Below are 26,436 nucleotides of genomic sequence, written 5' to 3'. Positions count from 1 at the left end.
TGAGGCAGAGTGTAATCGCTGACATAAATTCTTACAAGTTATAAGGGATTGAGTCAGCGAATAGAGTGGCTATATATGTCGAGTAACGCAAAAACAAAAATGCCACGCAAACGCGTGGCATTATCTCAATCAAGGTTGTGTAACGTTAGGCGTTAGCCGTGTCTTGCTTTACCACTTCATGGTGGTCGAAAACACTTTTATCTTGGCCACCGATTAAACGCGAGGTGAGAGTGCCGGCCGTCATTGAGCCACTCACATTCACAGCAGTACGGCCCATATCAATCAAGGGTTCGATAGAAATCAGCAAGCCGGCAAGCGCAACAGGCATATCCAATGCTGAGAGCACGATCAGTGCCGCAAAGGTGGCGCCGCCGCCTACACCCGCAATGCCGAATGAGCTCACAGTGACAATCGCAACCAAGGTGGCGATAAAGCCCGGATCGAGTGGGTTAATACCAATGGTTGGCGCAATCATGACTGCTAGCATGGCTGGATACAGGCCGGCACAACCATTTTGACCCATGGTGGCACCAAATGAGGCGGAGAAGTTGGCGCTGGCCGGATCATTGCCCAAGTTCTTCATTTGCGAGTCGATATTAAGAGGAATCGTGGCCGCACTTGAACGAGACGTAAAGGCAAACGTCAGCACTGGGAGCACTTTTTTCAGATATTGAATCGGGCTCATGCCGACAAGGCCAATCAATACCAGATGCATCACCAGAATGGCACCCAAGCCTACATAAGAGGCAACCACAAAGTTCGCCAGCTCAAGAATTTCGCTCACGTTTGAGCCAGCCACCACTTTGGTCATTAGAGCCAAAATACCATAAGGCGTGAGGCCGATGATCATACGTACCAAGGCGCGAACAAGCTCTTGTGCCACTTCCATAAAGCGTTCAAAACGCTCGCCGAGTTCAGGCTGAGTACGTGACAAGGTGACACCAGCCATACCAACGAGTGCTGAGAAAATCACCACAGCGATGGTTGACGTCGGGCGGCTGCCGGCGAGATCTGCAAATGGGTTTTGCGGGAAGAAAGAGATAACCATATCCGCCAGTGATAAGTCTTCGACTGAGCCCAAGCGTTGCTCCAGAGCAGCACCGCGCGCCATCTCACGCGCCCCTTGTACGATATCTTGCGCAGACAAACCGAACAGGTTGCTCACGAATACACCAATGAGCGCAGAGGCGGCGGTCGTGGCAAGTAAGATGCCGATGTTCAGGCTAGAGATTTTGCCTAGCGACCCAGAGTCTTTCACTTTCAAAATCGCGCCGATAATTGACACGGTGATCAGCGGCATGATGATCATTTTAAGCAGGCTGACGTAGCCGGACCCGACAATATTGATGTAGCCAATGGTTTCGCGTGTGATTGCACCGTCGGCACCGTATAGCGCTTGTAGGGCAGCACCAAATGCGACCCCTAAGCCGAGGCCTGTAAACACACGTGTGGATAAGGATTTTTGTTGCTTGTGCAATTTGACAAGCACCGCCAGCAACAGCGCAAAAGCGATCAGATTTAAAAGGATAACTGTCATAGTCGGCGTTCCAATCTAGAGAATTATAATAATTTGAGCGTGAGATCCCGCGGATGTCGCTAATGGATCGATATTGCCTCGCATCTTATGCCGACTGGTGCACATAATGAAGACATATGTCACAGTGCAATTAGATAAAAAAAGCACTTGTTAAAACTAAATCGAATATGGCGCAACGATTGCGCGACTATTGATGGTATAGTGTCCAATAGAAAGTATGCATTAGGTCAACTTATTCTAAAACGGGTGTTCGTTCTATTAATACGACAAGGCTTCCGGTAAGGTGGCGACGTGTGTTAATCCCCAGACGCCGTGATGATTGGTGTAGCAAACATTAGGAGTGGTGTGTTATTGACGTAAAGGATCGTAAATGAGCAGAAAAGTCTATTTTTCAACGCCGGGTCGTTTTAGCGCTAAACGCGCGCTCGTGGGAGCGGTAAGCCGTTGTCATCATCGCTTGGCACCTCGTCATGCTAAAAAAGTGGCACGTAAGCTCTTTCTCACTCCAACCCGCAGTCCAATGGCAAACCCAGAACCGGAAGGCTTGGTGCGTGCGCAAGTACAAAGCCAAGAAGGGGTGTTGCAAATGTATAGCCTTGGCGCTGGGCCAACTTGGTTGCTGACGCACGGTTGGTCGGGGTCTGCCAGCCAGTTTTTTCCACTGATGGCGCATATCGCGTCACTGGGCTTTCGTGCGGTGGCATTTGACCATCCTGCCCACGGTCAAAGCGGTGGAGAGGAGAGCCATATTCCCGGCTTTGTGCAGGCAATCAATGATGTCTTAGATCAAGTTGATAATGTTTCTGGGATCATTGCACATAGTATGGGCGCTGCCGCGGTACTCGAGAGCCAGCATCCGCAGATGGATGATTTACCGCTCTTTTTGGTCGCACCTGTGCTGAATTATCGCGAGAATTTATATGCCACAGTCCGAAAATCGGGGTATTCACTGAAGCTGTTTGATGAAATTGTCCGAGAAGTGGGTGATCAACATGGTTATCCTATCGAGACCATTGAGCCGCTCGAAAAATTGTCACGTCGCCGTCATCCGGTGGTGATTGCCCACGATAAAAACGACCGTTTTGCTTCCTTTACCGTCACTGAAAAAGCCACTGACTATCCACATGTGACTGTGCTAGCTACCGAAGGGTTAGGGCATGGGCGTATTCTTACCAGTGACGTCGCTTTGCAGGCATTTACCGACTTGGCGGCAAAGATGAATCCAGCGGTACAAAGCGTAGAAGCACAAACTGAGAATAAAAAGGCATCAGCCTAAACCGATGCCTTTATTGCCTTTAGAAGATGCGATGTTATTCACCCGCGATGGATAAGCGGGCGAAGCGGATGCGTGGCGCAAAGAATGCGCCATCATAGTTGGGTAACACGGTATTGCCGATCGCCTCTATCTCATTGAGCATGGTATAGAAGTTACCAGCCACCGTTATCCCGCGAACCGGACGAACGCGTTTGCCATCTCGGCAAACAAACCCACTTGCACCGAAAGAGAAGTCGCCACTGATGGCATTCGCGCCTGAATGCACCCCTTGCAGTGACACCAACTCAAGGTATTCACCGGCATGCACGTCCGCATCACTGTGCTTACCTGCGGCAATCACATCATGACGAGAAGTGACGTCCAAACCGCCTTTGGGGCTGCGGCCCGCGTTAGCCGTGTGGGGAACACCAAAATACTGCGCCGTGGCGCTGTTGTGTAAAAAGCCGACTAAGACGCCGTTTTCAATCAAAGGCGTGTCGGCGGTGGCAAAGCCCTCGCTATCAAACGCTTTGATACGCATCCCGCCATCAAGCCTTGCTACATCGGTGATGGTGAGCGCACTATCTGTAACGGGCTTGCCGACTTTTTCACGCCATGGGTTAGTCCCGCGCTTGGCGGCATCGCCGGAGAAGCAGCTGCCGAAGGCGCCCAGCAATTCGCTGAGACAATCATGCTCAAAAATCACCGGATACGAACCAGTTTTCACTGGGCCACCCTCAAGCAAGGCGTCAGCGGTTTGGTAGGCCAGTTGGGTCGCATGGGCGAGATCTAGATCAGCAAAGCGGCGTGACACTGACGCGCCGAGATGCATCGCTTGCTTACCGTCGTGATTGAGCAGCGCTGCGGTGTAGCAACTAAAGCTACGTTCGCTGTGATAGCAGCGTGTGCCCAAGGTATTGGCAAGCAACTGATATTGGGTTTGCTCACTGTAACCATTGTAGGGCGCACCCGTTGCGCGGGGTTGGCTGACCACCTCTTGCTCAAGGGCCAGCGCCAACGCGATCTTGTCTTCAATCGGGGTGTTATCTGCTTGCAGTAAGCTAGGATCTTGCTGATCAATTTGCTGCCCTTCAGCGCGAATTTGCTGATCCGGATCGGCCTTGGTAAAGCTTGCGTTGGTGAGTGCGGCGTTCACCATGCTGGCAAGGCTGTCGCTATCGAGTGATTCTGAATAGCTGGTGGCGACTTGATCCCCTTTGACCACCCGCACGCCGATCACTTGACCGGCGGTGACTTTGTGCTCGGAGAGATCGCCTTGGTCGGCTTTGAGTGACAAGCTTTCGCTGGCGTTGGCAATCACGTCTGCTTGCGCACCTTGCTGTTTCACCAAGCTGAGGACCTGATCGACGGCATCGCTTAGGGTTGCTTTAATGGTTTGCTCACTCATGCGTTACCGCCTCCTACTAGGATGTTATCGACTTTTAATGCAGGTTGGCCCACGGTGGTGGGGACTGAGCCGCTCACCGAGCCACACATACCGGCGGCAAGGGCAAGATCTTTGCCGACCATGCTGATTTCTTTAAGCACCTTAGGCCCCGTACTGATTAAGGTGGCAGACTTGAGTGGCACGGTGATCTTACCGTCTTCGACCAAGTAAGCTTCTTGGACCGCAAAGTTAAACTCGCCGGTGCCGGGTTGTACTGAGCCGCCCCCCATCTTCTTGGCGTAGATGCCACGCTCCATGGAGCCAATCATGGCGTCTAAGCTGTCGTTACCGGGCTCAATAAAGGTGTTTCGCATCCGCGAGGTCGGTGCGAATTTATAAGACTCTCGTCGGCCAGAGCCGGTGCGCGCATAACCGGTTTTCAGGCTACCCATGTGATCGACCATAAAGGAGGTGAGCTTACCGTCTTTGATCAACTGGGTATGCTGGGTTTCCATGCCTTCATCATCGATATTGATTGAGCCCCATGCATTCGCCAAGGTGCCATCGTCCACCGCGCTTACTACAGGGCTTGCAATCATTTCGCCCATTTGGTCATGGAAGACGGAAGCTTGCTTAGCAACCGAGGTGGTTTCTAACAAGTGGCCACAGGCTTCATGGAAAATCACTCCACCAAAGCCGTTGCCAATCACCACCGGCATTTCGCCCGATGGGCAGGCTTGGGCACCGAGTTTAACCAGCGCTTGTCGTGCGACACGCTCGCCAAGCTCAACCGGATCGATATCCTGATGGAACTCCCAGCCTGTGAGCGCGCCAGGGGCATCAAAGCCCGTTGATTGCTCCTCACCGTTAGTGGCGACCGCCGTGGCGGCAATACGGGTGTAGTGGCGGGTATCTGTGACATGCAGGCCATGAGAGTTAAAAATTTCGACCTGTTGCTCACGTTGGCCGACACGACCAATAATTTGGGCGATTTTATCGCTCTCGGCACGAATGCGAGCATCCACTTGACGTAAGAACGCCACCTTATCGGCGACATGTTGATCCGACGATAACGGCTCAGACACCGGGTGCTTGTCATTTAAATAGGATAAATTGAGCGGTCCCGCGGTGGCAATTTGATCGCGTTTGTCACGCGCGCACAGCAAGCTGGTGACTTTTTTCAATTGTTCTTCATCGCGGCTGTTGGTGTAGCCATAAAGCACTTTGTGGCCAAAAAACAACCGGATACCAATACCAAAATCAATCCCTGAGCTCACTTTATCCACCTCACCAGACAACAGCTCTACGTTGCCTGAGTGATGGCGTTCGACAAAGAGTTCGGCGAAATCCGCGCCTAAAAACAGGGCATGGTCAATCACCGACTTTGCCGTTGATGGATTCAGCATACTTCCTCCTAAGAAGTGTGTTAGCGAACCTTTCATTCTACCAAGCTTTTATTGGTAATGATCACCACTTGCAGTGAGTGCATGATATTTCATCATTTTTTGTGCCATTCACTGACCTGCACATGGACACTTTCCATGCGTGTGACCAAAAGGCGACGAGTGTGGCGCAATCCGTTACACTACGCCGATACAAGTAACGAGCGGATAGAATCATGAGTCAGATCGCAGCCAACATTATCACTGGATTTCTTGGCGTGGGGAAAACCACGGCGATTCGTCATTTATTAGCGAATAAACCCGAGCATGAGCGTTGGGCTATCTTGGTGAACGAGTTTGGTGAGGTGGGCGTTGATGGCGCTATCCTCTCTGAACAAGGTGCGTTGGTAAAGGAAGTGCCGGGCGGATGCATGTGTTGTGTGGCTGGCTTACCCATGACAGTGGGGCTAAATACCTTACTCGCCGAGCAGCCGGATCGGATTTTGATTGAGCCGACCGGACTCGGTCATCCTAAAGACATTATTGGTAAGCTGACTCAGCCGCCTTTCGATGCCACCTTGTCGCTGGGCGCGACCATTACTTTGTTGGATCCGCGTTGTATTGATGATGTGCGCTATCGTGAAAATCAAAACTTTCATGATCAAATCGCGCTCGCGGATGTGGTAGTGGCCAATAAGCTTGACCAGTGTAGCGAGGCGCAAATCGCCACCTTTTATAATTATGTCGCCGCGTTTGATGGCGAGAAAAGCTTGGTAACCGGCGTTGAGCAGGGGGCGCTCGAGACCGCGTGGCTTGCGTTACCGCGTCATGCCCGTCAAGCGCACTATCATCACCATCACAACGATGCCGAGCCGATGACCACACTCGCTCTGGGCCCGGACGATACCTATACCCGCAAAGAAAACCAAGGGCAGGGTTATGTCAGCTGCGGCTGGTTGTTCGCCGCGCACTGTTGCTTTCCCTTTGATGCTTTATATGGGCTATTAAGCAACATCAACGCCCAACGGATTAAAGCGGTGGTCAATACAGACGAGGGGTTTTACGCGTTTAACGTCGCCAATCAGGTGGTTACTGTGACGCCTATGTCGATTGAACAGGCCGAGTCGCGCATCGAAGTGATCGATACCGACGCCTTACCTTGGGATGAGCTAGAGTCGATCCTGCTTTCTTTCCTTACCCCGTCTAACTAACTGGCATCAACAGACCCTTGCCAGCGGCGCGTTCTTATCCGATAAAAAACCGGCCCAAGTGGCCGGTTTGTCGTGTGTCGCTTGTTCGTCGCGGCTAGCTGGCGTATTTGGCGGTGAGCACCTGCCAGCTACGTTTTTGTTGCTGAAAACGCACCTTTAAATCTTTGTATTGCTGGGTTAGCTCGGCGTTCTCGACTTTTTCGCGCAGCTTGTCACGCTCGAGCGCTAACAGCTGTTTTTTCAGCGTATAGTAGTCCGCCATTTTGGCGACCAAGGCATCATACTCTTGTTGCAGAATTTGCAGACGATGCGATGCGTGTGGCTTGTCACTGAGCTGTTGCGTGACGCGCTGCAATTGCATGGTCGCACGCGCTTTTTCAATCTTCTCTTCGGGGGTCACGCGCAGTTTTTCCGCCAGGCCTAGCCAAGATGCGGTTTTGATCAGCCATTTAGTGGGATCAAACTGCCACCAGCGAATGCCGTTGCGGTAGTCGTTCTCAAAAATATGGTGAAAATTGTGGTAGCCCTCGCCAAAGGTCATCAAGGCAAGCACACCATTATCCCGCGCGGTATTTTTATCGGTATAAGGCTGGCTGCCCCACACATGCGCCAGTGAGTTAATGAAAAAGGTGGTGTGGTGGCTTAGCACCAATCGAGTAAAGCCGACCAGTAAAATCGCGCCCCAAAGATCGCCATGGAGCAAACCAAACGCGATAGGGAAGCCAAAGTTGGTGGCCAGTGTCAGCGCAAGGTAGTGCTTGTGTTGCCACATCACGATCTTATCTTTTTGTAGATCGCGGCAGTTGCTGTAATCGCCGTAACGGTTGGGATGGTATTCGCGCAGCATCCAACCAAGGTGTGAGAACCAAAAGCCGCGTTTGGCCGAGTACGGGTCAACATCGTTGTCATCGACATGGCGGTGGTGAATGCGGTGATCTGATGACCAATGAAGCGCGCTGTTTTGCAGCGCAAATGCCCCACCAATAGCGAAGATAAAGCGCAAAGCTGGATGGGCTTGATAGGTTTTGTGGGCCCACAACCGGTGATAACCGGCGGTGATCGACAGGCCACAAAAGCTGAATGCGACAATCAGCGCAGTGATCTGCATCCAATCAAAACCGTGATGCCATGTCCACAATGGCGTACCAATTGCGGCAATCAAAAAAGTAAGCGTAAACACGCTAATGTTTAACCAGATTAAGCGTGGTTTCTGAGGGGGAGAGGTTGAAGCCTTGGTATCCATAACTCGTTATCTTTATTTAAGCGTACACTTGTACGCTAGAATAGATGCGTGCTACAGCTTGGTCAAGCATTCCCCGCATTGAGTCGTCACAAAATTGTTTCTGTTTTTGTCCTTCGTCCGTTACTTGTTGAGATAGCTATACTTAGCTTTCACGAGACGATGTGACGAGTACAATGTTAACGATAGTCACGGTGAAGGGGTGCCGTTTTCTGCCGATAACGGTGATAAACACTGGATTGATTTTTCGATTAAAAATAGGCGGATAAGCATGATGTCCTATCCGGCTATTCCGCACTTTGTGAAAACCATGGGTCACCGGGTGGTGAGCTACATTCTCAATGTCACAGAGGCGGAAGGCCGACTGATCTTGATGCAAAAATTGGGGCTAAGCCGCACACAGCGCGACACACTCAACCAATATGTCGAGTTGTGTCGACAGCTACGTGTGTCTGCGGTGGAGCAGGGGGAGAGCGAGCAATCTTTCTTCTATCGTCTGCCCCATGTGATGCAAAATGGTCGTCATATTTTCAATGTGTGGCGCGCACAACAAGGTGGAGAGTTGGCAACGCGTGTTAATAGCGTTGATCCGCTTATCAGTGCCTTTTGTCAGCTTGCCGGTGAGCTCTATCCACTCTTTTTGATCAAAGCGGGCCACCGTCCTCATCTTTTCTATCGTGGGGCAGGTTACTTAACGGCTGCTATCGAACAGTTTCCAATCAGTAAGATTGTGCAAAAGCGTATTTTGGCCGATCCGTCCCTCGAGCGCTTGTTTGACGCCATAGGTAATGATCCTCAGCAAACGTTCGGTGACTACAAAGATGCAACCGGGCATCGTGGTGTAGTGAGTTTGGCGAGCTTGCCGGTATCGATTTTAATCAACAGTTATGACTTGATGCGGATCCGCGGGATAGTCTCTGCGGATCGCTTTGTCAGCACTGTACAAGAAATGTTGGATATCGCCCGAAGTCTTGCCGATGGCGAAGTGGCGCATATTCCGATGTTTGTTGGATTTCGTAATGCGGCACTCACCAACTTAGCGGAATTGGATACCAAATGGGGAAGCATTCGCCGCTATACCCCGAGTATTGCTGAATACGTACTTCAAGCGCCGGGGTTAATGGCCAAACGACGCAATAACGGTTTTATGTTGGAGTCGGGCTATGCGTTTGCGATCAACTTTGGTGACTTCCTCGAAGATGACGATTGGCCAGATGAAGTGATGGATGCTAATACCGATCAGCAAACCACGGAGCTCAACATCACTTTGTGTATGGCGCTTTGCTACCTCACAGAATATAAACCCTTTGTCGCGCCCGAGTGGGTCTGGCGCATTGATCCTTTTTCGCTGGATAACCGTCGGCAAGATTTTGGCTCAGTGGCCGAAACCAGCGATCCTATCGCGATAGGTGAACTCGATTTGGTGGACATCGAGCGTTGGAGCATGTTGGTCGATGATACAGATTCGAGCGGCATTCGTTTAGCCATGTCCCGCTTATATGCCGCGGCAAAACGTCCCAACACGCAGGGGGCGCTGGTGGATGCGGTTATTGCGTTGCGAAATATTTTTGCTGCCAGTGATGACATGGAGCGCATTGAACTGGCGGCGCGCCATCTTGTGAATGCGCCGTTAGATATTTCTATGATTAGTGCACTCGCAGAGGATTGGCAGGCGCTGTTGACGGGCGAGTTTTTTGAAGACCCAGAAACGATCAGTGAAAAGGTGAACGATTGTGTTCAGCTTTGCTTGGTCTGCCTACATCATTTGTACTTACAACACCCTCATTTGATCAGTCGCGCGGATCGTCTTCAAGCACTCTGTGACTTGGCTGAAACTCAAACCAGTGACCGATAAAGACAGTATTTTGACTGGTTTGCCCTCATCCCTGTTCATCTTGGTTTATGCTTACTGTGTTGACCCAGCCACACTTTCAGTTATGAAGTCGACAAGGAGAGGCTTTTGACCACACAAATTCTGATCACTGATGATTCCGCACTGGCGCGGAAGCAGCTCGCGCGAACCTTACCCAAAGATTTAGATGCTGAGGTGCACTTTGCCGAGAATGGCAAGGTGGCTTTAGATGTTTTAAACAGTCAGTCGATCGATATTATGTTCCTTGATTTAACCATGCCGGAATTGGATGGTTATCAAACCCTTGAAGCAATGCAAGCCGCTGGGATGACAGTCCCCGTCGTGGTGGTGTCTGGTGATATTCAGCCGCTCGCTCAGCAGCAAGTGCTTGAACGGGGGGCAAAAGACTTTGTTAAAAAACCCATTAGCCGCGAGCGCGTTGAGGCTCTAATTAAGGCCTATCTTCCTACCGCAACCGCCTCGGAAACCGAGCGCTCCCATGCACCGAAGGAGAAACTGAGCCGGCGCGATATATATATGGAAGTGGTCAACATCGCCATGGGGCAGGCGGCAGATAAACTCGCGCGTCATTGTGGTGTCTTTGTTCACATGCCTCTGCCGCAGGTTAACGTGTTTGAGGTCACGGAATTGACTATGACCATCCGCCACTTAGCACAGTCAGATACCATGAACGGCGTATGCCAAGGTTTTAGTGGCGAAGGAATTGCCGGTGAAGCATTAATGCTGATCAGCGATTCCAGTATCAGTGACATGATTGACTTGTTGGATTATCCCGATGATGGCTCGCTCGATAATGAACTCGAGCTGTTGGTCGACATCAGCAATATCTTGATTAGTGCCTTTTTGCGAGGGCTCGGTGAGCAAGCTGCGCTCGAGTTTTCGCAAAGCTATCCGGCATTAATGGGACAACATGTCGAAGCGGACTATTTGATAGCCGCGATGAAAGGCTCTTGGAAACGCACGGTGACCATTGAAGTGAGCTACCAGATTGATGGCACCGAGATTAAGTGCGATCTATTGCTGTTATTACTGGATGAATCGCTACCTTTATTGGATGCGAAGTTGGCTTATCTGATGGATGAGGAGTAAGGCATGACAGAAGATTTTGATCAATTCCATTGGATGCTCGATATGGTGCAACACATCGATATGGGATTGATTGTGTTAGACAAAGATTTCCAAATTCAGATGTGGAACGGCTTTATGGTTCACCACAGCGGCAAACACGCCAAAGATGTGCAAAATCGCACCTTATTCGAGGTATTTCCGGAAATCAACGAGCCTTGGTTTCGCGCCAAATCACAGCCGGTGTTTGAGTTGCGCTGCCGCAGCTTTATTGTCTGGCAGCAGCGCCCTTACTTGTTTCGTTGCCGTCACGTGCGTCCTATTACCGGTCAGCTTCCCTTTATGTATCAAAACGTCACCATGCACCCTATGGCCAATACTCGCGGCGAGGTGAATCATATGTTTATTTCGATTCAAGATGTGACCAATGAAGCGTTAGCAAGCCAAACGCCCCGAGCCACTGCACCGACTCGAACTGCATCGTCATAACCTTGCTTAGTTTTGATCGTCGCGGGGTGACGATGATAGATGTTCCGGCTCGCAAAAAGCGTAGGTGCAGCCAGATAGCGACTTTTTGGCGTAATACATCGCGGCGTCAGAGCAATTGAGTAGTTGTTCGACGGATTCGCCATGTTCAGGGTAGCAAGCAATGCCAATACTGGCAGAGAGTCGCGCCTGTTGTCCGTCTCCCACGTCAAAAGGTTTATCTAGGCTGGCAATAATTTTGCTTGCTACGCGCGCAGCATCGTCTGGCTGACTGGTGTACTCGAGAATCACCGCAAATTCATCCCCGCCGAGTCGTGCTAGCGTGTCGGAATTACGGATGCTATGGCCCATTCGTTTGGTCGTTTCAATGAGTACACAGTCTCCCGCATCATGGCCATAGGTATCGTTTATTTTCTTAAAGCCATCAAGGTCGATAAACAAAAGCGCAAAGTGAGCGCTTTGCTGACGTGCTTGAGCCATGACGACATCGGCACGTTGTTTAAACGCAACACGATTTAAAGCACCGGTTAAGGTGTCCGTATGGGCCATATGCTCGAATTGAAGATATAAGCGTTTGGTCTCATTGATGTCTTGATGGGTACCGGCCATCCGCAGCGGTTGGTGGTTCCGGTCCCACTCCATAATCTTGCCCTTCGCCAATACCCATACCCAGAATCCATCTTTATGCAACATGCGGAATTCACACTCATAAAAGGGATTGTTGTCACTGAACGCGGCTTCTATCTCTTTCGATGCGCGATTGAAATCGTCGCTATGACAGAGCTTTTTCCAGGTTTCAAAAGAGGCTGGGGTAATCTCCTCTTTCTGGTAACCCAAGATTTCGGCCCAGCGTTCATTGATCACCAGCTCCCCAGAGGGAATATGCCATTCCCACGTACCCACATGAGTGCCGCGAATAATTTCATCGAGACGTCGCCGTTCGAGTTTTAGCTCGTATTCCGTCCGTCTGGATTTGCTTAGCACTAACCACATGACCGCGAGCCCTGCACCCAAAAGAAAGATGATCAGTGACGTAATGACGAGTTGGTGATCCTTTTGCTTTTCGATTTGCTCGGTTTGTGTCGCGACCATTTGTTCGAGCCGGTTTTGATAGTGCCAAAGGGACTCTTGCGTGGCGCGAAGATCGCTAATATCAGTAATAATTGAGAAAAGTAATGTCGAACCCTGATAGTCGACAGGCACCGATGAGACTTCTACGGTGCGGGACGAGCCGTCGGCCGTGCGATGACGAAAAACAAAATAATTTCGGTTTTCAAGTTTGGCGAGTTTGCGCTCTTCAGCAACCGCATCTGGCGATAAACCGTTGATATCATTGATGCTCATTTGAGTCAATTCATCAATAGAGTAGCCATAAAATCGACTCGCGGCGGGGTTGGCGGCCACAATTTCACCACTGTCTGGCACGATCAACATCATTACCAGCGTATTCTTTTCAAACATCTGATCGAATAGGTCGACTTGACTCTGTGACGTGGCAAAGGCTACCGGCACAAGCAAGACGCTTAACAGAAACATCAACAACTGCTTCATCACAAGTGGTGTTCGCTGCGTATGGCCTAAAACTTAAGCGTAACATATAAGTTAATTTATTGTGTGATGCCTGTAGCCTAACGCGGCTGAGATCCTTTGCGTCAGCGTGATTCGGAGCAGTGTGTGATGCTCTTCACGATGTTAATCAGCTGTTTAAATTGATAAGGCTAACTAGGCTTTTCACAGTGCGGCGTTAAACGGTGAGGCACCCGAGGAAGCGCCTTCACGCCTTTTTCTAGCGCTTGAATCCGTGTGTCAGGCGATGGGTGGGTCGAAAGCAGCTCTGGCGGCGCTCCTTTTGAGGCCGCGGCCATGTTTTGCCATAAGGCGACACTCGCACTCGGATCAAAGCCAGCTTGATGCATGAGCTGTAGGCCAATTTTGTCAGATTCAGACTCCTGCGCGCGATTGTAGGGCAGTAAAATCCCCACTTGCACGCCAAGCCCTAAACCGGCCATTGCCATCGCAGCGTATGGGCTGTCAGACATTGACATACCTGTGATGGTGAGCCCCAGCGTGGCGAGTTGAGAGCGAGATAGGCGTTCGTTGCTGTGATCGGCTAGCACATGTCCGATTTCATGCCCGATGACTGCCGCGAGTTGATCCGGGGTGTCTGCCACGTTGAGTAAACCCTTATAAACGCCTACTTTCCCTCCCGGTAACGCAAAGGCATTGACCTGCTCGCTGTCAAACACCACTACTTCCCATTCGGAGAAATCTGCCTGTGGGGGCACGACGGCCAAAATAGCATCGGTGACACATTGTACATAGGCATTCATGGCTTGGTCGGAACTAATCGGCTGAGACTGTTTCATCTCTTCGAAAGAGCGTTGACCAAGATTGGCCATTTGGTCACCGGAAAACAGTAATAGTTGATTGCGCCCGGTGGGAGAGTGTGCGCATGCTGAGAGCAATATCGTGAGGCTTGCTGACAAGAACACGGTTTTTGCGATGCGTAGCATGAGGGCTCCCTTTATGGTTATACTCGTTGATGATGGCAAGCTGCTGAAAAAACTAACGTATAGTAATCGACTGGGCGCCGTTTTCAATATCGGGCTGTCATGACATGTAGCTTGATCCCCACCCAACAGTATGACAAACATCCACAGCGACGATGAAAAATAGAGGCAAAGTGTGAGCATTTGGAAAAAAGCGATGTCATTGGAGGCTTTGAACGCTTCTTCGAGCAATACCCTGGTTGCTCACTTGGGCATAGAGTATACGGCATTTGATGAATCGAGCCTCACTGGGACCATGCCTGTGGCTCCCCATACCCATCAACCTTTAGGCATGTTGCATGGTGGCGCGTCTGTGGTGCTCGCAGAAACGCTGGGGTCGTTGGCGGCAAACATGTGTGTGCCCGAAGGTAAGTATTGTGTTGGGTTAGATATCAATGCCAATCACTTGCGTGCGATGCGAGAAGGGACAGTGACTGGCGTGGCAAGTCCTGTGCATCTTGGGGCAACCACTCAGGTGTGGAATATCACTATTCACGATGAACGAGGTCGAGACGTGTGTGTAAGCCGACTTACGATGGCGGTACTCACCGATAAGCGCGCCGATAAATCGTTGGAGGACTGAGGGAGATGGTGGTTGATATCGAACACGGTAAGCTAATCGTGACCGCGCATGAAGTGGTGATCAAATTGCCCGCAATGAAATTGAGTATGCAGGTTCAATCCGATTCGTTACAGATGATTGCGGATGCCAATGTGTTGGTGGCTGATGCTGGCGATGTTCGTTGGTCACTGCCGTTAAGTGCCCAACATATTGCGTTGATCTCAGATATTACCGGTATTCAACCGCAATAATCTGACTGAAATGAACGGCATCTTCCTCTGGAGGTCGTGAGAAAGGCACACTGTGCAAGCGTTAATCATCACTTGCACAGTGTCGCGGATTGGACGCGTGATTAACTGTGCGACGCGCTGATCTCGTAGCTGGTAAACTTGCGCACATTGATCACGCCTGTATCAAAGATCAGATACTGACCTTTGATCCCTTGTAACACACCACTGACTTCAGGGTGTTTATCAAAGTTATGCGAACTGATCTTGGTAGGGTGCTTAGTGACAGGGTAACTAAAGCTCAGGGCATCCAGCTCGGCGGGCTGAACCGCATCGCTACCGAACTGTAGACGAATATCCGTGAGCTCCGATTCAATCGCTTGAGTAAGTCGCGCCGCTTCGGCGTGGAGATCGAGCTGACCATTGTCGCCTTTTAAGATCGCGCGCCAATTGGTTTTATCCGCGACATGTTGTGCAATGGCGACTTCAACCAGCCCAGAAATATGGCGTGTTTTTACCCGAAACAGCGGAAGAGCCTGTGTGGCGCCTTGATCGTGCCAGCGGGTTGGCATTTGGTTAGCGCGAGTAATCCCGACTTTTAACCCAGACGTGTTGGCCAGATAGACGATGTGGTCTGTCATGCAGAACTGCTCTCCCCATTCTGGCTCGCGACACGTCCCTTGTGCATAGTGGCAGGTTTCAGGTTTCATAATACACATGTCGCAGCGGGCGAGCTTTTTCATGCACGGATAACAATGGCCTTGCGAGTAACTCTTTTTTGTTTTTCGTCCACACGCATCGCAAAAGATATTGCCAGTGTGGGTCAGGGTTAGGGTTTGTCCAAGGAGAGGGTTGAGATGCAGCTCTTCGTCACCGACACGCAGAAAGTACTGTACCTCTGCGCCGGCTTCTGTGCGCATTTTATCTAAGGTTCCAATCACGACATTGCTCGTTTTAGTTTTATTAAGAGCGGCAAGTGTAGCAAATGGCGTGCACGGACGTCAGGTGGGAAAACACAGGCCAGCAGCTACTCGCCTGTGTTTGGATAATCTGCTAGCCGAGGCGGTCTTCAACCATTTGTTGGTTGTCGGTGGCATTTTCACGGTACAGGCTCACCGAGACGACTAACACTTCTTCTTGTGTGTCTTCGTTAATGTGTTCAATCACGAAATAGTCTGCGTCTTGATCTTGAACGCCACGCTCTGCTAAACGCAGCACATCTTCTTGAATGTTTCCTTGGATCTCGATATTGGCGGTCTTCTCAAAATCCCCAAAATCGAGGGTGGATTTGGCAATCAATTCCGGCGCAGCAAATGCATTGAAAGAAAGCAGTGAAGCAAAAAGCATGGACATCGAGAGGATTTTTTTCATGACGCATCGTTAAGTCGGTGGATTTGCTGACAACCTAGCAAAATGGCGGCGGGAACGTTGTCAGCGCTGCGTTAAAACTGAAAGATTCGTACGTCACTGCTGACGAGTGACGCAATGATATCCGTTAGCGGGATGCGTCTTCTACATCATCGCTAAATACGTCGTCTTCCTCGAAGCCGGTAGCATTGCCGAGATGGTCTGCAAGCAGATCGTCATCGGTTGGGATCACGTGCTGTTGTAATGTATCCATGATGGTTCTCCTTGTGCTGCGCCTGTTTTCAAGGCTTAGCGGTTTCCCCTTTTAGTTTGCACATGGCAGTTAGCTGACTCAGGGTGCCAGATGACAGGCTGCGTCTTTTTACTAACTGACCACATTAAACGATTTAGATGGTTGATTGCCATCAGTGTATTCAGTCTATGGCGGCTCGATGTCAGTATTGTGACAAGTTAACCACAGCAATGATGTGCTTTGGGTTAGCGTTGCGACGTTGCTGGCGGAGTGAACTGCGCCACAACGGGACAATGGTCACTTAAACGGTAACGCATCACGGTATGGTAATCAAAGTGATGCTGGTAGCTGTATTGCCACTGCTTGACCAAAGGTTCACTGACTAAGATGTGATCCACCAAGCGGCTATACATGACTTGATTCCACGATTGGGTTCGATGGTTGTATCGTCTTGCCTTACAGCGCGCTCGGACAGACGCGGTGACATTTATTAAATGGGGCGGTGTGGGGGACTTTTCAACCAGACGCGCCTGAAAGTCTCGCCAAACAGCGTCATCACGTTCACCAATGTAGCGATTAAAATCGCCCGCGACAACGACGTGTTCGCCCGCATGATGACGATCACTCACCCAATCGGCTAGAACGCGCATCTGCTTGTTAAGTTTATCGCAGCTTCGGGTGCCTTGTGATTGATGAAAACAACCTGATTTCAGATGGACAGACAGCATATGAAACGGCGCTTGGTCAGGGGGCGTAATAATCACGTAGGTGGCGTAGCGTAGCGCTGGGACACCAAAAAAGCTGGGTAACGCGATCGCGCGAAGATCTTTTGGATCCGAAACGGTCCATCCATTGCGAACCGCAATGCCAGTTAGTTGCTGACTATTGGGTTTATCGCGCAACGCGGGGTAGCGGTCAGAAAAGTAATAGGTGTATTGATCGCTGGGAACCACGCGAGCGAGTGCTGCCGGGCTATCAACTTCTTGAAACGCGAGCACGTCCGGCGAGAGCTGTTCAAAAACCGAGGCGAGTTGATGGTAGTCTTCGTCACCACGATCTCCAGCGCGTTGATCGCCTTTTAGGGTTAACCATTCAAAGTTCCATGTTGCTATCGTCAGCGCAAAGCTAGGGCACGTTACCGCCCAAAGCATCACTACGATTCCAAACCGCCGGATCACAGTGGCGTAAACCTCAATTATGACTTCATAACTGTGATCTTACTTGAAGCCTGTAAGTCACATTTGATCGAACCCACAAAATGCGGACAAGGTTTGATTTTAACTAACAAAAGTCACAACAATTCATCACAACATTGATGACCTTGTACGCGTTTATTCCTCCGAATTTCTCTATTCGAAACTTCGATGATCTGTATCAACACAATGGCGACCCCACTTGCTATTAAATGCCACATCTTGTGTTGTTTGCTAGGTTTAAATTCAATATATGGTGATGGAGGGCATATGCCAGCGGTAATAAAGCGCGACGGAACACGCGTCTCATTTGATGCAGACCGGATTGTTCAAGCGGTAACTTGTGCGCGAGAATCGGCACAGCGTGCGCAGGGGACGCGTTCGTGTTCGTTATCGGATCAGGCGATTCGATCATTGGCCGATAAGATCGCAACCCAGTTCGCTGGCGAGAAAGAAGTGGATATCGACCACATTCAATATGCCGTGGAAGATGCGCTGATGTCTGGGCCGCATAAAGCGGTTGCACGTGCCTACATTGAGTATCGTCACGATCGCGATATTGCCCGTGAACGCCGTGGCCGATTGAATCACGAAGTGCAAGGCTTGGTAGGACAAACGAACACCGAGCTGTTGCACGAAAATGCCAATAAAGATAGCAAAGTGATCCCAACTCAGCGGGATCTGCTGGCCGGTATTGTCGCCAAGCACTATGCCAAACAACATATGCTACCCAGTGCGGTGGTACGCGCGCATGAATCGGGAGAAATCCATTATCACGATCTCGATTATGCGCCTTTTTTCCCGATGTTTAACTGTATGTTGATTGACTTGGCAGGCATGCTGCAAAAAGGCTTTAAGATGGGCAATGCGGAAATTGCGCCGCCAAAGTCCATCTCGACTGCAACAGCGGTAACGGCACAAATTATCGCGCAAGTGGCCAGTCATATTTATGGTGGTACCACGATCAATCGTATCGATGAAGTGTTGGCACCCTATGTCGAAGCCAGCTATCACAAACACCTAAAAGTGGCGCAAACTTGGTCTATTTCCAAGGCGGATGAATACGCCATGGCACGTACCGAGAAAGAGTGCTTCGATGCGTTTCAGTCGCTGGAGTATGAAGTGAACACCTTGCATACCGCCAATGGGCAGACGCCATTTGTGACCTTTGGCTTCGGACTCGGACAAAGCTGGGCCGCCCGTGCGGTGCAACGAGCCATCCTTGCCAATCGTATTGCGGGCTTGGGCGAAAATCGCAAAACGGCGGTTTTTCCTAAACTTGTGTTTTGTATTCGCGAAGGGCTCAACCGTCATCCTTCAGATCCGAATTACGACATCAAACAGCTTGCGTTGGAGTGTGCGTCCAAACGCATGTATCCCGATATTCTCAACTATGAGCAAGTCGTTCAGGTAACCGGTTCTTTTAAAACACCCATGGGATGCCGCAGCTTTTTAAGCGCTTATCAAGAAAATGGTGAGTGGGTCCACGAAGGACGCAATAATTTGGGGGTGGTCAGTGTTAATTTACCCCGATTGGCAATTGAGGCTGAAGGCGACGAAGAGACATTCTTTGCGCGCCTAGATGCGACGCTTAATATTGCCCGCCAAGCCTTGGATACCCGTATCGCACGTTTCAAAGGGGTGAAGGCCCGTGTTGCGCCGATTTTGTACATGGAAGGGGCCTGTGGCGTGCGTCTTAATGCGGATGATGACGTGAGCGAGATTTTTAAAAATGGTCGCGCATCTATCTCCTTAGGGTATATCGGACTACATGAGACCATCAATGCTCTATACGGCAGTGAGCCTCATCTTTACGACAGCGTGATTAAACAGAAAAAAGCCAAGGCAATAGTCGCGTATTTACATGATGCGACGGAGCGCTGGAAAGAGGAAACGGGTTACGGCTTTAGTCTGTACAGCACACCGAGTGAAAACTTGTGCAGTCGTTTTTGCCAACTCGATACTAAAGCCTTTGGGATGATTGAAGGGGTCACAGATAAAGGCTATTACACCAACAGTTTCCACTTGGACGTGGAAAAGCAGGTGACGCCCTACGACAAGATTGATTTTGAAATGGATTATCCACGCTTGGCAAACGGCGGATTTATTTGTTACGGCGAGTACCCCAACATGCAGCACAACATCGAAGCGCTCGAGAATGTGTGGGACTATAGCTACACACGTGTGCCTTACTATGGGACCAATACGCCTATTGATGAGTGCTACGAGTGCGGATTTACAGGGGAATTTGATTGCACCAGTAAAGGCTTTACCTGCCCTGCATGCGGCAACCATGATCCCGCCAAAGTATCGGTCACGCGCCGTGTCTGTGGTTACTTGGGCAGTCCTGATACGCGGCCATTTAATCCGGGTAAACAGCAAGAAGTGATTCGTCGCGTCAAACATATGTAGGAGAGGGGCGTGAACTACCACAAATACATTCCTGTCGATGTCGTGAATGGTCCCGGCACACGGTGCACATTGTTCGTCTCGGGTTGTGAGCATCAGTGTCGTGGCTGTTACAATAAGTCAACATGGTCGCTTACTAGCGGCCATCCATTCACGGACTTAATGTGTGAGCAAATCATGCACGATCTCACGGATACCCGTGTTCCAAGGCGTGGTTTATCACTGAGTGGTGGTGATCCCCTGCATCCTGCGAATCTCGCTGGTGTAAAATTATTGTTACAAAAAGTGACTAAGCATGCACCAGACAAGGATGTTTGGCTATGGAGTGGCTATACCTTGGCGGAGCTCTCGCCGGAACAACAAGCAATATTGGCTTACGTTGATGTGCTGATTGATGGGAAGTTTATACAATCTCGCGCCGATCCTAACTTAGTCTGGCGAGGGAGTGACAACCAATGCGTACACTTTTTGTCCGAGCGAGCCCAGCAGTGGCAAGAGAATCAGCGCTGAGAGGTTGCCAATTTTCCCGCATGGGGTAGGGTATTACGTATCTTGAGCATCCAAGCCTAAAAGGACGTAATACTATGTTAGATTTGCTCTCGCCTGCCCAGCAGGATCCGATCCTCTCTTTGTCATTGGCATTTCGTGACGATCCTCGTGAGCACAAAATGGATTTGGGCATTGGTGTATATCGTGACAGTCACGGGCAAACACCGATTATGCAAGCGGTTAAAACCGCGCAGCAAGCATTGGCGCAAAGCCAGCAAACCAAAGCCTATGTTGGTCTTGCCGGCAATGAAAACTTCAACCAAGCCATGGTTGATCTATTGCTGAAGGGAACGGATGCTTACCATCGCTGTGCCGCGGTACAAACCCCGGGTGCGAGCGGTGCGTTGCGGATGCTGGCTGACCTGATGCATCTCGCCAAGCCAGTGACCACGGTATGGCTGACTGACCCAAGCTATGTGAACCACAAACCTGTCATGGAAGCGGCAGGCCTAACAGTCAAGTTCTACCCGTATTTCAATCGAGACACCAAAATGGTGGATACCGATGCCATGCTGAATGCACTGTCGCAAGCCGGAGCTGACGACGTGGTGTTGTTGCATGGGTGTTGCCATAACCCAACGGGAGCGGACATTAGCCTGAAAGAGTGGGAAGCCATCACTGAGTTGGCTAATCGTAATGGCTTTACCCCGTTTGTGGATATTGCGTATCAAGGGTTTGGGGATGGCGTAGATGAAGATGCGCGTGGCTTACGTGTTTTAGCCGATAACGTTGAAGAGATGCTGATTGCCACCTCTTGCTCGAAAAGCTTTGGCCTCTATCGTGAGCGTACCGGTGCTGCCATTGTGGTGGGTAAATCAGCCAAGGAAGCGCAAAATGCCAAAGGGCGTATTTTGCAACTGGCGCGCAGCACCTACACCATGCCACCGGATCATGGGGCGGCGATCGTCGAAACCATTCTCACCGACGACGCCCTCACGAAGCAGTGGCGCGAAGAAATCGAAGCGATGAACACGCGCATTAACCGCCTGCGTGAAGGCCTGACGGCAGCTTTACGTGATCGAACCGGTGATGGCTACTTTGACTTTATTCAACAGCACCGTGGGATGTTCTCTGTGTTGGGATTGAGCACAGAGCAAGTCAATCAACTGCGTGATAAGCATGGCGTGTATGCGGTTGGAGATAGCCGCATCAATATTGCCGGCTTAGCGGAGCGCCATATTGATACACTGGCCGATGCGCTGGTGGACGTAACGCGTTCTTAGTTTAGCGCGGGTTGTATAACGGAAGAGGGCTTTTAGCGCATATTGCTAGGCCCTCTTTTTTTGTCAGTATAAAACGCGCACGCGGACGTAGAAAAAGGTGCGCCCTTGAGGAAGACAAGGGCGTAAGCTGGTTCATGTGGATGGGGGATGATGAACTAGCTTAAATCGACATCTTTACAGCCAAAGAAGTATGTCGCGAGAAAGCCAACTACATAAGCGATAAGCAGTCCAGCAACAAAGACCAGTATGCCCGGGAAAATGCAGCTATATGTTATTGGCAAGGGATAACCGCAGTCTTGTCATACAGTTACCACATCGACTGATATTGCTGCTCCCTCCAACGGCGGACAGCAGTTGCGCGACGGTATTTGCAGTGATTTTGGCCATGGGGGCGATCCTCTGGAGCTAAAAATAGTTAATCACGATGGAGGGCTGCACGAATAAAACCGTTGTGCTCGGTGAGGCGAGTTTTTGCTTGCTCGGCATCTAAGTCGGCCAAAATCATCAAGATGGCGGTTTTGCAATGACGATCGCATGCGCAGAGGGCCTGTTCAGCTACCGCTTTTGAGGCACCGGTGGCTTCCACCACAATATTGATTTGGCGTTGGATCAGTTTGGCGTTAGTGGCTTCAACATCAACCATCAGGTTACCAAACACTTTACCGCTGCGGATCATTGCTCCAGATGTCAGCATATTGAGGACGAGCTTTTGCGCGGTACCGGCTTTCATGCGCGAAGAGCCGGTGACGACTTCAGGCCCCACGATGGGCAGAATGGCAACATCTGCCGCCTCAGCCATTTGGCAATGAGGATTACAAGCAATCGATGCTGTCATGGCGCCAATGGTTTTCGCATAGGCTAATCCGCCGAGTACATAGGGTGTACGACCGCTCGCCGCAATGCCGACAACCACATCTTTATCGGTTAGGTTGAGTGAGCGTAAATCGTCTTGGCCAAGTTGCTCGTTATCTTCCGCGTTTTCTACCGCCTTTAAAATGGCTTGATGGCCACCCGCGATAAGTCCAATGACTTGATCCGGATATGTGCCATAGGTGGGAGGACATTCGCTGGCATCCAAGATACCCAAGCGGCCAGATGTTCCCGCACCCATGTAGATTAAGCGTCCGCCGTGGGCAAATGCATGCGTAATTGCATCCACCACTTGCGCAATTTGTGGCAAGACGGCTTTCACCGCAAGCGCCACTTTTTGGTCTTCATCGTTGATCACTTGTAGCATTTCGACCGTTGAAAGTGTGTCTATCTCTGCACTGGCCGGGTTGCGGCTTTCTGTGACCAATCCGCTTAAATCAATTGTCATGCCTTGTTCTCACATCAGCTGTTATTTGACGGCGATTCTATGGAATAAAATATTCCAATATAGTGATCAAAATCACTGTTATGGTTATTCTTTATACACGGTTATTCTGGAATAATGTCGATAATATTTGGGGTGAATAGCGCTTAATTTGCGGGTGAATGATGCTTTTTCAGCAATTTAGGGATATTCGATGTAATTCCAATATTGGAATAATTTATTTATGGCGTTGAGGAGTTATGTCAATTATCAATAAAATTTTAGCTCGGCGGACACAATTGTCGCAGCAGGGGTGCCTGATTGGCGATTGGGTTATCGCGTATCCAGAGAAAGCGGCGCAGCTAACGAGCCAAGCGCTGGCTAAGCAGGTGGGGGTGAGTCAATCGAGCATTGTGAAATTCAGCCAAAAAATGGGTTACAAAGGATACAGTGAGTTCAAGTTGGCGCTGAATGAAGAGATTGGCCGTAAGCAAGTGATGCAATCGACACCAATGCACAGTGATATTTTGGCTGATGATCCCATGACGGTGATTTCCCAAAAATTAGTGAAAGCGAAAACGGAGGCCATGTTTCAAACCACCAATGCCCTTTCTTATGAAGCCTGTCATCAAGCGGTAGCCTGGCTAAATGGAGCTCGTCGGGTACAAGTGGTGGGGATTGGCAGTTCGGCGCTGACTGCGAAAGATCTGAGTTTTAAATTATTGAAACTAGGGATCACGGCGCTGTGTGAACAAGACAGTCATGTACAAATTGCCGTCGCGCGCACATTGGGGGTGGATGACGTGCAAATTGTCATTTCATTTTCGGGGGAACGAAAAGAGATTTTAGTCGCCACGGAGGCGGCTAAAGAACAAGGTGCCAAGGTGATCGCCTTATTAGGACCCGGCCGAAGTCGTATCAGACACATCGCAGACATTACGTTCGATACCATTGCCGACGAAACCAAACATCGCAGTTCGTCTATTGCGTCCCGCACGGCTCAAAATGTGATCACAGATTTACTGTTTATCAGTTTGGTACAACAAAGAGATGAGAGCGCTCGGCAATTGATCAGTGATATTTCTTCCGATATCAAACAAATCTTATCGTGACACGTTTAAAGGAATGTGTCGTTAAAAAGGCCCGATGCAATCGGGCCTTATTGTGTGCGGATTATCCGGCATCTAACAAGGTAGATGCGGGATAGTACTTAGCGTTTATTCTTTAAATAGCGCTTACGCCGTGCTTCTTTGTTCGCCGCTTTTTCTGCCTCGCGGCGTGCGGTTTCCTCTTCCACTTGCACTAATTCAGTTTCAATCATATCGGGCGCTTCTAGGGTGATGCCACCCAGCGCGCCGGCACGGAGGTCGTGAAGCAGGATTTCTGACGCTTTATGAATATCGACCCGCCCGCCAGCACGCAAACAACCGCGTTTCGCCCCAATCGCTTCCATCAACTCGATTTCAGTTTCGGGTAAGTCGTCCAGCTGATAGCGCTCTTGCAGACGCTCTGGATAGGCGCTGGCTAGGTACTCGACGGTGTAAAACGCCACTTCGTCGTAGTCCATCGCCGTGTCTTTAACGGCGCCGGTTGCCGCGAGGCGAAAACCGCTATGTGGATTCTCTACTTTTGGCCATAGAATTCCCGGTGTATCCGAAAGCACTACGCCATTTTGCAAGTTAATTCGCTGCTGCTGGCGCGTTACAGCGGGCTGGTTACCTGTTTTAGCAATTACTCGACCGGCAAGGCTGTTGATGATGGTTGATTTCCCCACATTAGGGATCCCCATGATCATCGAGCGAATATTTTTGCCCATGGCTTCGCGATGAGGAGCAAGCGCGCGACACCGCTCCATGATTCGATTGACTTCACTTTGTTGCTGCGTGGTGATGGCCATAGCAGAAACGCCTTGCTCTTGCTCTAGGTGTGTCATCCAGATATCTGTCATGGCAGGATCAGCAAGATCGCGTTTGTTCAGTACTTTGATAACAGGCTTATCGCCACGCAGTGTGCGGATCAGCGGGTTCTCGCTACTAAAGGGAATGCGTGCGTCGAGTACTTCGATGATCACATCGATCTTAGGAACGACTTCTTCGATTTCTTTCCGCGCCTTGTGCATATGGCCCGGAAACCATTGAATCTTATTGTTAACCATTTGAAAAATTGCCTTTTCTCATCCGCAGTCACTCGCGGACAGCGTTTTATCTTTTATACGTTTTCGAGTGACAGTCATGTTTGCTCGTCATCCTATCACTTTTTSAGACAAAAGCAGGAGTAGAAAGCGGTTGTGGAGATGTATCGTCGTTCTATGTACACAAATGAATACAAATAAGGTCAGACGTGAAAGCTTTGCTAGACTAAATTTGTTTGTGTGGGCGGTTGTGCCAAGTGATGTAGAACAGCGCTCATTTTCTGGTTAGCCAGTTTGCTAAGAGAGAAGGCGACTATGTTGCGATGGAATAAAAGTAAGAGTCTGACAGAGAGCGAAATCACGGTATTACAGCAAAAGTACAATGCGATATGGGACGGTAATGCTGTCATCGAGTTTGAACCAGATGGCACAATTATTCGGGCTAACGAGAACTTTCTCGGTGCAGTGGGTTATCGCTTGGATCAAATTCAGGGACAGCATCACCGAATGTTCTGTCCGCCTCATGTTGCCAACCACCCAGACTACGGATTGTTGTGGCAGAAAGTTCAGCAAGGCGAGAACTTCTCCGGCATCTTTGAGCGCATTGATGCGCAGGGGAACACGTTATGGCTRGAAGCCAATTATTTTCCTGTGCGAGATGAACAAGGAAAGGTGATCAGTGCCATCAAGATCGCGGCGGATGTGACGCAACGAAAGCAGGAAGCCGATAAAACGGGTTCAATCATGCAAGCACTCGATCGCTCACAAGGGGTGGTGGAGTACGATATTGATGGAACGATAAAAACGGCTAATCGCAATTTTCTCTCGCTAGTGGGGTATCAGGCTGACCAATTGCAGGGTAAGCCTCACAGTGTGTTGTGCGAAAGTACCTTTAATAAGGAAAACCCACAGTTTTGGCCTCAACTTGCCCGGGGACAGTTTCAATCCGGACTATATCGCGTGCTCTCGAAAACCGGTGACATTATTTGGGTCGAAGGAAGCTATAACCCGATACGAGACGGTCAAGGAAATATCATCAATGTGATTCAGTTTGCGCGCGATGTCACTCAACGCATTGAGCGAGAGCAAGAGATTCAGTGCACCATTAAGGAAGCATCGGAAATTGCTAGCAGTACGTCTGAGCAAACGGCACAGGTCTGCCAAGAGGGGCTTAACTATTTGCAAGAAGCGCTCAAGACATCAGTATTGATTGCACAGCAGGTTGGCCAAGCCACCGTCAGCATTGAAAAGTTAAATGCGCAG

At 50.1% G+C, this 26,436-nt stretch carries 24 protein-coding genes and 1 pseudogene; 12 read left to right on the top strand and 13 right to left on the bottom strand.

All coding sequences use genetic code 11. From position 1 onward, the window contains the following. Positions 1–145 precede the first annotated feature (145 nt). Positions 146–1,537 carry an L-cystine transporter gene (locus BZJ18_RS11620; protein ID WP_077456902.1) on the bottom strand — a complete coding sequence of 464 codons (1,392 nt, stop codon included), beginning with the start codon at positions 1,535–1,537 and terminating at the stop codon, positions 146–148. A 370-nt stretch (positions 1,538–1,907) separates the two neighbouring features. On the opposite strand from BZJ18_RS11620, the gene BZJ18_RS11615 reads away from it, so the two are divergent. Beyond that, complete coding sequence (locus BZJ18_RS11615; RefSeq protein WP_077456900.1) at positions 1,908–2,813, top strand: alpha/beta hydrolase; 906 nt, start codon at positions 1,908–1,910, stop codon at positions 2,811–2,813. A 34-nt stretch (positions 2,814–2,847) separates the two neighbouring features. On the opposite strand, the gene BZJ18_RS11610 is transcribed toward BZJ18_RS11615, so the two are convergent. Together BZJ18_RS11610 and BZJ18_RS11605 are read right to left on the bottom strand one after the other, a co-directional pair. Continuing rightward, positions 2,848–4,200: a TldD/PmbA family protein gene (locus tag BZJ18_RS11610; RefSeq protein ID WP_077456898.1), complete on the bottom strand. Its 1,353-nt coding sequence runs from the start codon at positions 4,198–4,200 to the stop codon at positions 2,848–2,850. Next, a complete protein-coding gene (locus tag BZJ18_RS11605; RefSeq protein WP_077456896.1) occupies positions 4,197–5,585 on the bottom strand; it encodes a TldD/PmbA family protein in 1,389 nt (462 codons plus the stop codon). Before BZJ18_RS11605 ends, BZJ18_RS11610 begins: the two co-directional genes overlap by 4 nt. Positions 5,586–5,797: 212 nt before the next feature. Here BZJ18_RS11605 and BZJ18_RS11600 point away from each other — a divergent pair, with 212 nt between their 5' ends. Then, complete coding sequence (locus BZJ18_RS11600; protein WP_077456894.1) at positions 5,798–6,772, top strand: CobW family GTP-binding protein; 975 nt, start codon at positions 5,798–5,800, stop codon at positions 6,770–6,772. A gap of 94 nt (positions 6,773–6,866) precedes the next feature. Here the strand turns inward: BZJ18_RS11600 and BZJ18_RS11595 are convergent, their stop codons facing one another. Continuing rightward, positions 6,867–8,015, bottom strand: coding sequence for an acyl-CoA desaturase (locus tag BZJ18_RS11595; RefSeq protein WP_077456892.1), 1,149 nt, complete (start codon positions 8,013–8,015; stop codon positions 6,867–6,869). A 268-nt stretch (positions 8,016–8,283) separates the two neighbouring features. On the opposite strand from BZJ18_RS11595, the gene BZJ18_RS11590 reads away from it, so the two are divergent. The 3 genes from BZJ18_RS11590 to BZJ18_RS11580 all read left to right on the top strand — a co-directional run bounded on the left by BZJ18_RS11590 (position 8,284) and on the right by BZJ18_RS11580 (position 11,439). After that, positions 8,284–9,867, top strand: a complete 1,584-nt coding sequence (locus tag BZJ18_RS11590) for a hypothetical protein (protein WP_077456890.1) — start codon at positions 8,284–8,286, stop codon at positions 9,865–9,867. Between the two features lie 105 nt (positions 9,868–9,972). After that, positions 9,973–10,974, top strand: coding sequence for a response regulator (locus tag BZJ18_RS11585; RefSeq protein ID WP_077456888.1), 1,002 nt, complete (start codon positions 9,973–9,975; stop codon positions 10,972–10,974). Positions 10,975–10,977: 3 nt separating this feature from the next. Continuing rightward, a complete protein-coding gene (locus BZJ18_RS11580; protein ID WP_069586922.1) occupies positions 10,978–11,439 on the top strand; it encodes a PAS domain-containing protein in 462 nt (153 codons plus the stop codon). 6 nt (positions 11,440–11,445) lie between these two features. On the opposite strand, the gene BZJ18_RS11575 is transcribed toward BZJ18_RS11580, so the two are convergent. Then, a complete protein-coding gene (locus tag BZJ18_RS11575) occupies positions 11,446–12,972 on the bottom strand; it encodes a sensor domain-containing diguanylate cyclase (protein WP_198532233.1) in 1,527 nt (508 codons plus the stop codon). 182 nt (positions 12,973–13,154) lie between these two features. Next, complete coding sequence (locus BZJ18_RS11570; protein ID WP_077456884.1) at positions 13,155–13,949, bottom strand: M48 family metallopeptidase; 795 nt, start codon at positions 13,947–13,949, stop codon at positions 13,155–13,157. A 172-nt stretch (positions 13,950–14,121) separates the two neighbouring features. On the opposite strand from BZJ18_RS11570, the gene BZJ18_RS11565 reads away from it, so the two are divergent. Then, entirely contained in the window at positions 14,122–14,568 is a 447-nt protein-coding gene (locus BZJ18_RS11565) for a hotdog fold thioesterase (protein ID WP_069586919.1), read from the top strand. Positions 14,569–14,573: 5 nt separating this feature from the next. After that, on the top strand, positions 14,574–14,798 hold the full coding sequence (locus BZJ18_RS11560; RefSeq protein ID WP_069586918.1) for a DUF3389 family protein: 225 nt from the start codon (positions 14,574–14,576) through the stop codon (positions 14,796–14,798). Positions 14,799–14,899: 101 nt separating this feature from the next. Here the strand turns inward: BZJ18_RS11560 and BZJ18_RS11555 are convergent, their stop codons facing one another. From BZJ18_RS11555 to BZJ18_RS11545, 4 genes are all read right to left on the bottom strand, one after another. After that, on the bottom strand, positions 14,900–15,694 hold the full coding sequence (locus BZJ18_RS11555) for a DUF2797 domain-containing protein (protein ID WP_077456950.1): 795 nt from the start codon (positions 15,692–15,694) through the stop codon (positions 14,900–14,902). A 133-nt stretch (positions 15,695–15,827) separates the two neighbouring features. After that, positions 15,828–16,145, bottom strand: a complete 318-nt coding sequence (locus BZJ18_RS11550; protein ID WP_077456882.1) for a hypothetical protein — start codon at positions 16,143–16,145, stop codon at positions 15,828–15,830. A gap of 124 nt (positions 16,146–16,269) precedes the next feature. Beyond that, complete coding sequence (locus BZJ18_RS17700; RefSeq protein ID WP_256369738.1) at positions 16,270–16,395, bottom strand: hypothetical protein; 126 nt, start codon at positions 16,393–16,395, stop codon at positions 16,270–16,272. 224 nt (positions 16,396–16,619) lie between these two features. Next, the gene (locus BZJ18_RS11545; RefSeq protein WP_077456881.1) at positions 16,620–17,525 is read right to left on the bottom strand and encodes an endonuclease/exonuclease/phosphatase family protein; all 906 of its coding nucleotides are present in this window, start codon (positions 17,523–17,525) and stop codon (positions 16,620–16,622) included. Positions 17,526–17,837: 312 nt separating this feature from the next. Between BZJ18_RS11545 and nrdD the strand changes: the two genes are divergently transcribed. The 3 genes from nrdD (at position 17,838) to BZJ18_RS11530 (ending at position 21,748) form a co-directional block, all read left to right on the top strand. Next, entirely contained in the window at positions 17,838–19,979 is a 2,142-nt protein-coding gene (gene nrdD / locus BZJ18_RS11540) for an anaerobic ribonucleoside-triphosphate reductase (RefSeq protein ID WP_077456880.1), read from the top strand. A gap of 9 nt (positions 19,980–19,988) precedes the next feature. Beyond that, positions 19,989–20,486, top strand: a complete 498-nt coding sequence (gene nrdG / locus BZJ18_RS11535; RefSeq protein WP_077456869.1) for an anaerobic ribonucleoside-triphosphate reductase-activating protein — start codon at positions 19,989–19,991, stop codon at positions 20,484–20,486. Positions 20,487–20,560: 74 nt separating this feature from the next. Beyond that, positions 20,561–21,748, top strand: a complete 1,188-nt coding sequence (locus tag BZJ18_RS11530) for an amino acid aminotransferase (RefSeq protein WP_077456867.1) — start codon at positions 20,561–20,563, stop codon at positions 21,746–21,748. A 270-nt stretch (positions 21,749–22,018) separates the two neighbouring features. Here BZJ18_RS11530 and BZJ18_RS11525 read toward each other — a convergent pair. Beyond that, positions 22,019–22,135, bottom strand: a pseudogene (locus BZJ18_RS11525) (PTS transporter subunit EIIB); the annotation flags it as partial. Positions 22,136–22,163: 28 nt separating this feature from the next. Next, on the bottom strand, positions 22,164–23,066 hold the full coding sequence (murQ, locus tag BZJ18_RS11520) for an N-acetylmuramic acid 6-phosphate etherase (RefSeq protein WP_077456863.1): 903 nt from the start codon (positions 23,064–23,066) through the stop codon (positions 22,164–22,166). Between the two features lie 236 nt (positions 23,067–23,302). Here murQ and BZJ18_RS11515 point away from each other — a divergent pair, with 236 nt between their 5' ends. After that, positions 23,303–24,154, top strand: coding sequence for an SIS domain-containing protein (locus tag BZJ18_RS11515; RefSeq protein ID WP_077456861.1), 852 nt, complete (start codon positions 23,303–23,305; stop codon positions 24,152–24,154). A 98-nt stretch (positions 24,155–24,252) separates the two neighbouring features. On the opposite strand, the gene ylqF is transcribed toward BZJ18_RS11515, so the two are convergent. Then, positions 24,253–25,197, bottom strand: a complete 945-nt coding sequence (gene ylqF, locus BZJ18_RS11510; RefSeq protein ID WP_077456859.1) for a ribosome biogenesis GTPase YlqF — start codon at positions 25,195–25,197, stop codon at positions 24,253–24,255. A 291-nt stretch (positions 25,198–25,488) separates the two neighbouring features. On the opposite strand from ylqF, the gene BZJ18_RS11505 reads away from it, so the two are divergent. Beyond that, positions 25,489–26,436 (top strand): PAS domain-containing protein (locus tag BZJ18_RS11505; RefSeq protein ID WP_077456857.1); only part of this gene is annotated, 948 nt, incomplete at its 3' end.

The organism is Salinivibrio sp. IB872 (assembly GCF_001995345.1).
GTDB classification, from domain to species: Bacteria; Pseudomonadota; Gammaproteobacteria; order Enterobacterales; family Vibrionaceae; genus Salinivibrio; species Salinivibrio proteolyticus.
Note: the sequence above shows the minus strand (reverse complement) of the source record. Positions and strands in the feature narration are given on the sequence as shown.